The organism is Streptomyces rectiverticillatus (genome assembly GCF_013394065.1).
Taxonomy (GTDB): domain Bacteria; phylum Actinomycetota; class Actinomycetes; order Streptomycetales; family Streptomycetaceae; genus Streptomyces; species Streptomyces rectiverticillatus.
The window spans coordinates 7,064,885-7,075,514 of the sequence record NZ_CP040752.1 but is presented as its reverse complement, the minus strand read 5'-3'; the positions used below and the strand labels follow the sequence as shown (position 1 = coordinate 7,075,514).

The following is a 10,630-nucleotide window of genomic DNA, read 5'->3' as shown; positions in this document are numbered from 1 at the left end:
CTGTTTGCTCGTCAGTCGTCGTGCGGACTCCCGCCGATGCCGGCGACGTGCTCGGCCAGCGCGGCGATGGTGGGGTACTCCCAAGTCAGCGTCTCCGACAGCGTGACTCCCAGCGCTTTCGCGAGATCGCCGATCAGCGCGACGCTCGACCTCGAGCCGAGGCCGTTGGCGACGAAGGACTCGTCCACGTCGACCTGCTCGGGAACGATCCGCAGCATGCCGGCGATCCGGGCGACCAGCCAGTCTTCGATCTGCTGCCGGCCGACAGGCATCCCGTCCACGCTCCGTTCCTCTTCCGTGGTCGTGAAAACGGACGGTGCAACGGTGGGGCAGTTCGGGTCCTCCCCAAACTTCACGAAACCGGCGGGTGCGGGCAAGCCCCGGGGGAGCGATCGATGTGCCGCACGAAAGCGCGCACCGCGGCGCGCATGTTCCGGCCCGCCCCTGCATCCTCACGGCACCACAGGTGCCGCACCGGTCGGCTTCCTACGGCTGCCCGGGTCGCAGCAGGAAGAACCTGCCCTGCCACAGCCGGTACAGTTCGCGCCTGACGCTCTCGTCGAGCCCGCCCACCGCCGCCGCGAGCGATGCCAGCGAGCGCACGCCGTCCGCGGCCTCCAGGACGGCGAAGGCGTCGACCGAAATCTCGGTTGCGGCCCCGTACGGGACGTCCAGATAGATCTCGTGGACGACGTCCCGCTTCCGCGCGGGCGTGGTCCTGACGCGTTTGACGAGCCGGGCCACCGGCCGGAACTCGGGAACCAGGTTGTCGATCGCGAGTTCCCGGCCCGGCCGCCGGCGCACCAGGAAGTCCTCGATGACCAGGAAGTCGAGCCCGGTGGTCAGGAAGCAGGTCAGTGCGTCCCACACGTCCTGCACGATCGGCTCGGCATTGTTGTTGAACGAGGTGTTGAGCAGCACGGGCGTCCCGGTCAGCTCACCGAACGTCCGCACCAGGCTGTGGTACCTGGGATTGCTTTCCTGGTCGATGATCTGCAGCCGTGCGCTGCCGTCGATGTGGGTGACCGCACCGAGTTCCGCCCGCCGGCTCTCCCGCACGTCCACCACGAACGACATGAACTCGTAGTTGGCCTTCGTCTGCGCCGGTATGTCGAAGTACTCCGCCGCCGCCTCCCGGGTCACCACGGGGGCGAAGGGGCGATAGGCCTCCCGCTTCTTCACCATGGAGTTGATGCGCTGCTTGTTCCCGGCCGGCCGCGGGTCGGCGAGGATGCTGCGGTTGCCGAGCGCCCGGGGCCCGTACTCGGACCGTCCCTGGGCCCAGCCCAGCACGGATCCGCCGGCCAGCAGCCGTGCGCTCTCCGCGACGATGTCCGCGGGCCGGGAGTACTCGACGAGCTCGCGCCAGGCCGCGAGCCGGTCCTCGATCTCCCGCGCGGTGCCGAGCCCGGGCCCCACGCTGGCGGACCGCAGCCGCGGCCGGGCGGGCCGGCCGCCCGCGCCGGGCCGGGACGGCCCGAGCTGCTGGGCGGCCGTGAGCGCGGCGCCCTCGGCCGCGCCGGCGTCGTGCGACACGGGGTGGACGAAGATCTCCTTGAACCTCCCGGACCGGAGCAGCAGGCCGTTGAGGCTGCTGTTGTGCGCGACCCCGCCCACGAAGCACAGGCCGGTCAGCCCGGTGTGTTCCGCCCAGTGGCCGATCACGTGCGTCGCGAGCTCCTCCAGGGCGCGCTGGAGGCCGCTGGCGAAATCACGGTGTTGCCGGGTGAATTCCTGGCCTTCCCGGCGGGGCACGAATCCGTTCATCAGGAAGACGCCGGGATCCGTGCGCAGTTCGAAATCGCCGCCGTCCCGCAGCGTGTACATCGAGCCGAAGAGGTCGCGGTAGGTGGCCGGGTCGCCGTACGGGGCCAGACCCATGACCTTGTACTCGTCTCCGAGCCGGTAGCCGAGCAGCTTGATGTTGTTCTCGTAGAACTTTCCGAGCGACTGGTCGAGGTTGTAGGTCGCGAGCCTTTCGAGCCGCTCGTCCCGCCCCCGGAAAATCGTTGTCGAATGCGCCTCCCCGCGAAAGTCCATGACCACCACGAGGGCTTCTTTCATGCCCGACCGGATGAAGGAGGACATGGCGTGGCAGACGTGGTGCTCGCTGTAGAGGAGCCGGTCGGACGGCACTTCGATGCCGAGCTCGCCCGACAGGTAGCCGGTGATGATCTCGCGTGACTTCCGGAGCGGAAGCCGCGGGTTCAGCACGTACACATTGCCGAGGGCGAGGTCCACGAAGTCCTCCGCGACGTAGTGCCCCACGGCGTCGACCTGGGACGGCGTGACCCCGGCGGTGGCGAGGCACGCGCGGATCGCGTTGATCGGGAACTTGGTGGTCTTCTTCACCCGGTTGAGCCGTTCCTCTTCGACGGCGGCGAGCAGTTCGCCGTCCCTGATCAGGCACGCCGCGGCGTCATGGGCGTATCCATAACCCAGGTCGGGTGCCAGCTCGACATCCTCGGGAGAGAAGTGCCCGGTCAGGCCCAGTACGAGCATGTGACGCTCCTTGTCCGGCGGGTCCTGCGGCAAGCGGGTGTCCGATCAGCGGGCCGGCTCCTCAGGCCGGTTCCTCAGCCCTTCAGGAACCTCTCGTTGGGATGGTTCGTCGACCAGAACCCCTTCTCCGCCGTCGTCACCGAGTCGATGAGCAACTCGACCTCCTCCATCGTGTTGTACACGCCGAACGACGCGCGTACGGATCCGACGATGCCGAGGCTGTCGAGGAAGGGGACCGCGCAGTGCACGCCGGTGCGGGTGGCGATGCCGAAGGTGTTCAGATGGCTGCCGACGTCATGCGGATGCACGCCGTCCACGTTGAAGGAGACGATGCCGCCCAGCGGCGCCTGGGCGCCGTACACGGTGACGCCGTCCAGGGCGCGCAACCCCTCGGCGGCGCGCGCCGCCAGCGCCGCGTCGTGCCCGCCGACGGCGTCCCGGCCGAGGTCGTCGAGGTAGTCCATCGCCGCCGCGGTGCCCACCATGCCGGCGATGTTGGGCGAGCCGGCCTCGAACAGCAGGGGCGGGCGCGCACCGACGGGGCCGTCCGCGTACGTGGCGATCGGCGTCATGCCGCCGCCGAGGAGCAGCGGTTCCATCCGCTCGAAGTGTTCGGCCTTCCCGTACAGCACTCCGGTGCCGTGCGGACCGTACATCTTGTGCGCCGAGAAGCAGTAGAAGTCGGCGTCGAGGTCCCGTACGTCCACGCTCCGGTGCGCAACGGCCTGGGCACCGTCCACGACCACGAAGATGCCGTGGCCGTGTGCCTCCGCGGCGATCTCGCGCACGGGGTTCACGGTGCCCTGGACGTTGGAGACATGGGCGACCGCGATGAGCCGCGTCCGTTCGGTGATCTTCGCGCGGAAGGAGTCCAGCGACGCCTCGCCGTACTCGTCGACGGCCGCGACCTGCAGGGTGGCCCCGGTCCGCGCGCAGAGCTGCCGCCACGGGAGCAGGTTGGAGTGGTGTTCGAGCCCGCTGATCAGGACCTCGTCGCCGGCCGACACGACCCGGGCGCCGAAGCCCTGCGCCACCAGGTTCACCGACTCGGTCGCGCTCTTGGTGAACACGATCTCACTCGCCTCGGCGGCGTTCAGGAAGGCACGGACGCGTTCGCGTGACCGCATGAAGCGATCCGTCGCCCGCATGCCGAGCGTGTGCACGCCACGTCCGACGTTGCTGTTGTCGTTGCTGTAGTAGTCGTGGACGGCGTCCAGCACCTGGCGCGGGATCTGCGTCGTCGCGGCGTTGTCCAGGTACACGGGCGGCTTGCCGTCGAGGTCCGTCGCGAGGATCGGGAAGTCGGCCCGTACGTCGCGTGCGAGCCCGGACGAGGGAGTTCGCTGAGCTGTCATCAGTGCACCTCTCTGGGAGGGAGGAGACGGCACGAGCGTCTGCGGAGTCGGCGTTGTTCTCGCGGACTTCCGTTCCGGTGGTCGCGGTACCACGTTCGCGAGGCCGTGCCGGTACGGACAAGCCCCGGGGGTGCGGACGATGTACCGCGCGAAGGTGCGGACGTGGCGTCCGCACCCAGTGGGTCACACCGCTGTCATGCCCGGCGTTCGCGGGCGAGCCGGCCGGCGATGTGCTCCGCGACGTGCGCGGCGTCGGGCCCGACTCCGGCGAACACCGACGACGCCACGGAGTGCAGCCAGGGCAGACCGACCGCGTACAGCCCGGGGTGGGTGGTGACGCCCCTCGTGTGCCGCGGGTACCCCCATTCGTCGAACACCGGCAGGTCCACCCAGCCGAAGTCCAGTCGGTACCCGGTCGCCCACACGACGGACCCGATTCCGGCGGCGGCGAGGTCGAGCTCCGTGCTGGTGGCCGGGACGGCCGGGTCGCCGGGCGCGGGACGGTCGTCGGGCGGCGCGTCGATCCCGGCCGCCGCGATGTACGCCTCGAACAACCGCCGGTACTGCTTGTCGAACTGGGTCTCGGCGAACACCAGCCGTTCGGCGAGGTCGTCGCTGAACCGCACCGTCGTGCCGTCCGCCGACTCCAGCCGTCCGTACAGGCGCATGCCCTCCCGGGCGAACTGCCGCAAGTCGATGCTGTGGCCGCCGCCCTGGCCGGACAGGATGGGGTTGCCGGCGAACCGCGCGGCCGGCGACTGGAGCTTCACCTCCACTCCCACCGCCGGGCCGTGCTGGAACACCTGGAGCAGCCACCAGCCCAGGTCGTGGCCCCGGTAGCGGCGGGGAGCGGCCGAGCACTTCGAGACCGCCAGGTGGACCTCGCGGCCCGCCCGGTGCAGCTCCTCGGCGATCTGCGCGCCGGACTGGCCGGCCCCGACCACGAGCACGGCGCCGTCGGCCAGTTGCCCGGGCCTGCGGTAGTCGTCGGAGTGCAGCTGCTGGATGTGCGAGGAGATCTCCCCGGACGCGGCCGGGATCTTCGGCCGCGGGTACGGTCCGGTCGCCAGCACCACGTTGCGCGCCTCGATGTCCGTGTCGCCGGTGTGCGCCACGAGGCCCTCGTCCGTGGCGGCCAGCCGGGTCACGTCGGTGCCGAGCCGGATCGGGGGGTCGATGACGGACGCGTACCGGGACAGGTGCTTCACCACGTCGTCGCGCGCCATGAAGCCGTCCGGGTCGTCGCCGTCGTACGGCATCCCCGGCAGCAGGAGCGTGAAGTTCGGCAGGACCAGGCAGAACTCGTCCCACCGGTCGTGCCAGCTCCCGCCGATCCGGTCCCGCCGGTCCACGACGAGGTGGTCCACTCCGGCCCTGGTCAGCCAGAAGCTGGTGGCCAGCCCCGCCTGACCGCCTCCGATCACGAGCGTGTCGGTCCGCTCCGCCGTCCCTCTGCCGGCCATGATGCGCTCCTTCCGCTTTCCGTTGAGGGTTTCGTGGTCGTCGTCATGGCGCGGTCAGCCGGCCTCGCGCCGCACCGCGCGCAGCACCGCGTCGGTGAGCGTGATCCGGTGTCCGTCGGAGTCGGTGCCCGGGCGCTCCTGGGCCGTGGTGGTGATGTCCCACGCCGACGGATCCAGCTCGGTGGCGACCTCTTCGGCCGTGAACATCAGGTGGCGCAGGCGCGGCCGGTGCAGCGTCTTCACCTCCAGGTCGGCCGGGTGGTGACCGACGATGAGGAGCGTCCCGCCCGGGCGGACGGCCTCGGCCAGCCGGTGGTACAGGGCGTCGCGCGCGGGCCGGGGCAGCTGCAGGAACTGCACCGACACCAGGTCGTACTGCGCCGGGGCGGGGTCCCACTCCGTGACGTCGGCCTGCTGCCACGTGACGTCCACGCCGACTTCGGCGGCGCTCCGGGCGGCGCGGTCCAGGCCGGCCTGCGCCATGTCGACCGCGGTCACCTTCCATCCGCGCGAGGCGAGCCAGATAGAGTCCGCGCCCTCGCCGCTGCCGACGTCCAGTGCCGTGCCGGGCGGGAGGCCGGCGGCGGTGACGACCACCTGCGGATTGGGCTTTCCGCTCCAGACCCGTTTGCCCGACCCGTACTGCTCCTCCCAGTAGTCGCCCGACATCAGGCGGTCGATGAGCCGGGTGTCCTCGGCCACGAGGTCGGCGTTGATCGCGGTGGCCGCGGCCGCTCCGCCGGCGGCCGAGGCCATCACCTGTGCGCCGAGGTCGGTGACGTTGCCGGCGACCCACACCCCGGGCACCTCCGTCAGCCCCGTCGGGTCGGCCGCGATCGCCTCGCCGATGCCCATCGGGTTCGGGGCCGGCTCGATGCCGAGGCCGGTGAGCACCCCGGAGTTGGCCACCAGCCGCGGCGCGACGACCACCACCGAACAGGCCGCGACCGTTCCGCCGGCCAGCCGCACACCGGTGATCCGGTCGTCGGTCACGTCCAGCGAGTCCACGGTCCCGTCGACCACGCCGATGCCCCAGGCGGCCAGCTGGGCCGCCTGCTGTTCGGTCAGGGCCGGGGCGGTGTGCCGGAAGAAGGTGACCTCCGGGGCCAGCTGGCGGAACATCAGCGCCTGGCGCACGGCCCACTGCGTGTGCGTGGCGATCACGCCGACGGGCTGGTCGCGCAACTCCCATCCGTGGCAGTGCGGGCAGTGCACCACGTCGCGGCCCCAGCGCTCCGCCACCCCGGGGATGCCGGGCAGCTCGTCGGCGAGGCCGGTGGTCACCAGCAACCGCCGCGCGGTGATGGACCGGCCGTCGTCCAGGCCCACCGTGAACACGTTGTCGTCACGACGCGCCTCGACGGCCGTCGCCTTCAGTACGAGCCCGCCGTAGCGCTCGACCTCCGTACGCCCGATCCGGGCGAGTTCGCGCGGACTGATCCCGTCGCGTGACAGGAATCCGTGCACGGCGGCCGAGGGCGTGTTGCGCGGCGATCCGGCGTCGACCACGACCACCGAACGGCGGGCCCTGCCCAGTGTCAGTGCGCCGCTCAGCCCGGCGGCACCACCGCCGAGCACCGCGACATCGAATTTCTGCGTCATGGCGCCAGCATCGGTTCACGGCGGCGGGATCGTAAATTAAAGTTGCCGGAATGGCAAACATAGACGAGATGCTGGCCCGGGTCGGGCCCCGGTTACGCGCGATCCGCAAGCAACGCGGGGCGACCCTCGTCGAAGTGGCGGCCGGGACGGGCATATCGGTGTCCACGCTGTCGCGGCTGGAGGCCGGTCACCGCCGCCCCACGCTCGAACTCCTGCTGCGGCTCGCCCAGGCGTACGGCGTGCAGATCGACGAACTCGTCGGCGCGCCGCCGACCGGCGACCCGCGCATCCACCTGCGCCCGGTGCAGCACAAGGGCATGACGTTCATCCCGCTGACCCGCCGGACCGGCGGCCTGCAGGCGCACAAGGTGATCATCCCGGCGCAGCGCCGCACCCCCGAGCAGAAGTCCCACGAGGGCTACGAGTGGATGTACGTGCTGGGCGGCCGCCTCCGGCTGCTCCTCGGCGACCAGGACCTGGTGCTGACCGAGGGGGAGGCGGCCGAGTTCGACACCCAGGTGCCGCACTGGTTCGACAGCGCCGACCCCACCCCGGTCGAGGTGCTCATCCTGTTCGGCCGCCAGGGCGAACGCGCCCACCTCCGCACCCGCTCGGTGCTGCGCTAGTGACCCGGCCGCGGTGCCGGCGGCGCCGCGGTTCCCGGCGTCAGCCGGGGCTCCTCTCACCTCCTCCGGCCCGGTATCCGTCCGTCGCGAGCATCCGGGCGACGAAGTGGGTGCGGCTCGGTGAGTTCACCTTGCTGAGCACGGACGAGACGTGCCGCTTGGCGCTGTGCAGGGAGATCCCCACCTTGTCGGCGATCTGGCGGTTGCTCAGTCCTTCCAGGAGCAGGGAGATGACGTCGCGCTCGCGGGGGCTGAAGTACGGCTGGTGCGGCGACGGCGCCGGGTTGCCCGGCCGGGCGCGCTCGCGGAGGTAGCTCGCGACGGGCAGGGCCATGGGAACGCTCCCGCACATCAGGGCCTGCAGCGTGCTGTCCAGCGTCGCCTCCGTGATGTCGTGCACCATGAGGTAGCCGTCGGCGTGCGTCCTCGCGGCCATGGCGAGGTGGTCGGGGTCCGCCCTGGTGACCAATATGAGCATGCGGCTCGCAGGAAATGTGATCCGGACGTAGTCGGCGGCATCCCCGAGAGTGCAACAGCTGACGATGATGACGTCGGCGTTCCGTTCGCCGCCGCGTGCCTTGAGCGCGATGAGCAGTTCTTCCATGGTGCGATGGCATTCGAGAACGCCGATCCGGTCGATCCGTCGCAGCATGGTCTCCAGTCCGCGGCGAAGGACCTCCAACGATTCGAGAACAGCGACATCCATTCCCTTTTCCCCTCCTGAATTCCGTTATCCACGTGTCCGAACGCCGAAGCCGTTGCAGGAGCGCGGATGAACCGCCGGGATTCCGCCGCCGGACGCCGGCTGTCCGGCGATGCCTGCACGACGGCCCCCACCGGAGGGAAGAAAGCCGAGCCCGGCGGTCAGCCGGACCCGGCTCTCGCGGTTTCCCCGGAACCTGCGGGCCGGGGGAGCGGCCGAACCGTCGATGCTCTTCCCTCACCAGGCACTTCGCGCGTCCCTGCCCTCAACGCGGGCTCTCCCCCCTGCTGAGCCGCTCCCCGGGAGAATGTGCGGGGAGGTCTTCGGGCGCAACGGGGCGGTGGGGCCGTGCACGCCATGAATGCCGGGTCCGCCGATGCCCGGACCTGCGCCGGCCCGCATTCGTCTGTGACGTTTCCTGCTACCGGTTCCGTCACGCCATAAGGCGCGGCCCTCGTCGTCGCGTGTCGTCATGAGCCTTCCCGGAGTGAACGTCACAACTCTTGACCGTGGCCGAAGTGGTCCGGGTTTCCAATAACCGAGTATCAACTCTCCTGACGCTCCGTCACCACTGAATTCCAGCCAGTCTCCCGGCATATTCGGGCCGCGCGAAGTGGTACGGAGTATTCCACTACCGGTGGCGTTCGGGGGTGTTCCCAGCGCTCCCACAAGTCCCTTTCGTACTCGGCGGGCGGGTGGTCGGGCGCGAAATGAACGTGCCGTTCAGCCTCCCCGCGTCAGTCCCCCGCCGCCAGGGCCGTGCGGCTGAAGTGGGCGGGCGGTGGGCACCGGTGCTGCCGCGGCCGGCACGAGGAAGCAGGCCGCGGTGCAGACGGCTAGGACGGGGGTGGCCGTGAACCAGGGCACGTTGAACAGCCCGATCCCGCTCCCCGCGCGTGAGCCTCGCCAAGCGGCACGGCACCGTCGACCCCGACGAGCTCTCCGAGCTGAAGGGCTGAGCCGCAGTGGACCGGCTGCTCCCGCTGATCGTCGTGGTGCCACTGCTGGGAGCGGCCCTGCTGGTGGCCGCGGGACGCCACGTGCCCCGGCCGGTGGCGGAAGCGGTCGCGGGGCCGGCCGCCGCGGGACGGCCACAGCCTCGGGATCGTGCTGGTCGGCGACCGCATCGGGCTGGGCCTCGCCGCGCCGACCGGGACAAGCCCGTCCTCGGAGGCCGTCAGTCCGGTGCGAAGGGCTGCTGATTCTGCTTCTCGCACACGCGCCGGCTATCCGATATGCGCACCACGCCCAAAGTGCAGGGCTGCCTGGACGCCTTCGCCCTCGGCGGGCAGTGGCGGTCCAGGCAGCCATATGGGGGCTCGGGCATCAGTAAACGCTCCGGATGGGCAGGTGCATCAGCTCGCCTGCGACGCGAAGGCCTCGTACGCCCGCTCGTCGAAGAGGACGAAGCGAACCTCCTCCACCGAGGTCTCCGTCTGCCGGACCGTCTCGACCGCGATGCGGGCCGCGTCTTCCATCGGCCAGTGGTAGATGCCGGTCGAGATGGCCGGGAAGGCGACCGTCTTCGCACCCAGTTCGTCCGCGACGCGCAGCGACTCGCGGTGGCAGGATGCCAGGAGGTGCGAGCGGTCCTCCTCCTGCGAGAACACCGGGCCCACTGTGTGGATCACCCAGTGCGCCGGGAGGTCGCCCGCCGTGGTGGCCACGGCCTTGCCGGTGGGGAGGCCCTTGCCGTAGTGGGAGGCGCGTAGGTCGCGGCAGGCGTTCAGGATCGCGGGGCCGCCCGCGCGGTGGATGGCGCCGTCGACGCCGCCTCCTCCGAGGAGCGAGGAGTTCGCCGCGTTGACGACGGCGTCGACGTGCTGCTGGGTGATGTTTCCCTGAACGAAGGTGATCGTGACCATGGGAACCATCCTCCCGGACGACACCGGGAGGCGGGAGCGGGCCCGGCCGGGCCCGCTCCCGCCCGAGTGCGTCAGATCGGGTACTGCACGCTGCGCACCGGCGGGTTCGTCAGGTGGCGGCCCGAGCCGAGGACGCCCGCGCGCCGCGTGCAGTGACGGTCGGTGAAGTAGACCAGGGCGCGGCTGGTTCCGTTGGTGAGACGGCGGATCTTGGCCCGGTTCTCGGTGAGCAGGCTGTAGCACTTGCCGTCCTGCGGGTCCTTCTCGCGCCTGCTCACAGCCTCGCGGAGGCAGGCCACCCCGGTGATGCCGGTGCCCGCTTTGCAGCGGGAGTAGTCCACTGTCAGCGTGCCGTTCGCGGCGTGCGCCTCGGGTGAGGCGGCGAGGGTGGTGAGCAGCAGGACGGACACAGCGGTGCCCAGGGCGCGGCGGATACGCACGGGAGTCCTTTCGTGGTGACGGGACGGTGTCTCCAGATATCCACGGGCGCTGATCCATCCGGCGGAATCACTCG

At 70.7% G+C, this 10,630-nt stretch carries 9 protein-coding genes and 1 pseudogene; 2 read left to right on the top strand and 8 right to left on the bottom strand.

Going from position 1 to position 10,630, the window contains the following annotated elements; translation table 11 throughout:
- Positions 1-11: 11 nt before the first annotated feature.
- The 5 genes from FGW37_RS30625 to FGW37_RS30605 all read right to left on the bottom strand — a co-directional run bounded on the left by FGW37_RS30625 (position 12) and on the right by FGW37_RS30605 (position 6,922).
- The gene (locus FGW37_RS30625) at positions 12-272 is read right to left on the bottom strand and encodes an acyl carrier protein (protein WP_246430880.1); all 261 of its coding nucleotides are present in this window, start codon (positions 270-272) and stop codon (positions 12-14) included.
- Positions 273-486: 214 nt separating this feature from the next.
- Complete coding sequence (locus FGW37_RS30620; RefSeq protein WP_179084034.1) at positions 487-2,502, bottom strand: carbamoyltransferase family protein; 2,016 nt, start codon at positions 2,500-2,502, stop codon at positions 487-489.
- 74 nt (positions 2,503-2,576) lie between these two features.
- Positions 2,577-3,857 carry an aminotransferase class V-fold PLP-dependent enzyme gene (locus FGW37_RS30615; RefSeq protein ID WP_179084033.1) on the bottom strand — a complete coding sequence of 427 codons (1,281 nt, stop codon included), beginning with the start codon at positions 3,855-3,857 and terminating at the stop codon, positions 2,577-2,579.
- A 194-nt stretch (positions 3,858-4,051) separates the two neighbouring features.
- Entirely contained in the window at positions 4,052-5,320 is a 1,269-nt protein-coding gene (locus FGW37_RS30610; protein WP_179084032.1) for a flavin-containing monooxygenase, read from the bottom strand.
- A gap of 54 nt (positions 5,321-5,374) precedes the next feature.
- A complete protein-coding gene (locus FGW37_RS30605) occupies positions 5,375-6,922 on the bottom strand; it encodes a bifunctional NAD(P)/FAD-dependent oxidoreductase/class I SAM-dependent methyltransferase (protein ID WP_179084031.1) in 1,548 nt (515 codons plus the stop codon).
- A 50-nt stretch (positions 6,923-6,972) separates the two neighbouring features.
- Here FGW37_RS30605 and FGW37_RS30600 point away from each other — a divergent pair, with 50 nt between their 5' ends.
- A complete protein-coding gene (locus FGW37_RS30600; RefSeq protein WP_179084030.1) occupies positions 6,973-7,548 on the top strand; it encodes a helix-turn-helix domain-containing protein in 576 nt (191 codons plus the stop codon).
- A gap of 40 nt (positions 7,549-7,588) precedes the next feature.
- On the opposite strand, the gene FGW37_RS30595 is transcribed toward FGW37_RS30600, so the two are convergent.
- Entirely contained in the window at positions 7,589-8,254 is a 666-nt protein-coding gene (locus FGW37_RS30595; protein WP_179084029.1) for a response regulator transcription factor, read from the bottom strand.
- Positions 8,255-9,216: 962 nt separating this feature from the next.
- On the opposite strand from FGW37_RS30595, the pseudogene FGW37_RS33600 reads away from it, so the two are divergent.
- Positions 9,217-9,397: pseudogene (locus FGW37_RS33600) on the top strand (complex I subunit 5 family protein); the annotation flags it as partial.
- 209 nt (positions 9,398-9,606) lie between these two features.
- Here FGW37_RS33600 and FGW37_RS30590 read toward each other — a convergent pair.
- A complete protein-coding gene (locus FGW37_RS30590) occupies positions 9,607-10,116 on the bottom strand; it encodes an O-acetyl-ADP-ribose deacetylase (RefSeq protein WP_179084028.1) in 510 nt (169 codons plus the stop codon).
- Positions 10,117-10,187: 71 nt separating this feature from the next.
- On the bottom strand, positions 10,188-10,556 hold the full coding sequence (locus tag FGW37_RS30585) for a hypothetical protein (RefSeq protein WP_179084027.1): 369 nt from the start codon (positions 10,554-10,556) through the stop codon (positions 10,188-10,190).
- Positions 10,557-10,630 lie beyond the last annotated feature (74 nt).

Bases quoted from the DNA above. Each gene is read 5' to 3' on its own strand.
- FGW37_RS30610 (WP_179084032.1), bottom strand. From the start codon at position 5,320: ATGGCCGGCAGAGGGACGGCGGAGCGGACCGACACGCTCGTGATCGGA.
- FGW37_RS30595 (WP_179084029.1), bottom strand. From the start codon at position 8,254: ATGGATGTCGCTGTTCTCGAATCGTTGGAGGTCCTTCGCCGCGGACTG.
- FGW37_RS30620 (WP_179084034.1), bottom strand. From the start codon at position 2,502: ATGCTCGTACTGGGCCTGACCGGGCACTTCTCTCCCGAGGATGTCGAG.
- FGW37_RS30625 (WP_246430880.1), bottom strand. From the start codon at position 272: ATGCCTGTCGGCCGGCAGCAGATCGAAGACTGGCTGGTCGCCCGGATC.
- FGW37_RS30590 (WP_179084028.1), bottom strand. From the start codon at position 10,116: ATGGTCACGATCACCTTCGTTCAGGGAAACATCACCCAGCAGCACGTC.
- FGW37_RS30615 (WP_179084033.1), bottom strand. From the start codon at position 3,857: ATGACAGCTCAGCGAACTCCCTCGTCCGGGCTCGCACGCGACGTACGG.
- FGW37_RS30600 (WP_179084030.1), top strand. From the start codon at position 6,973: ATGGCAAACATAGACGAGATGCTGGCCCGGGTCGGGCCCCGGTTACGC.
- FGW37_RS30605 (WP_179084031.1), bottom strand. From the start codon at position 6,922: ATGACGCAGAAATTCGATGTCGCGGTGCTCGGCGGTGGTGCCGCCGGG.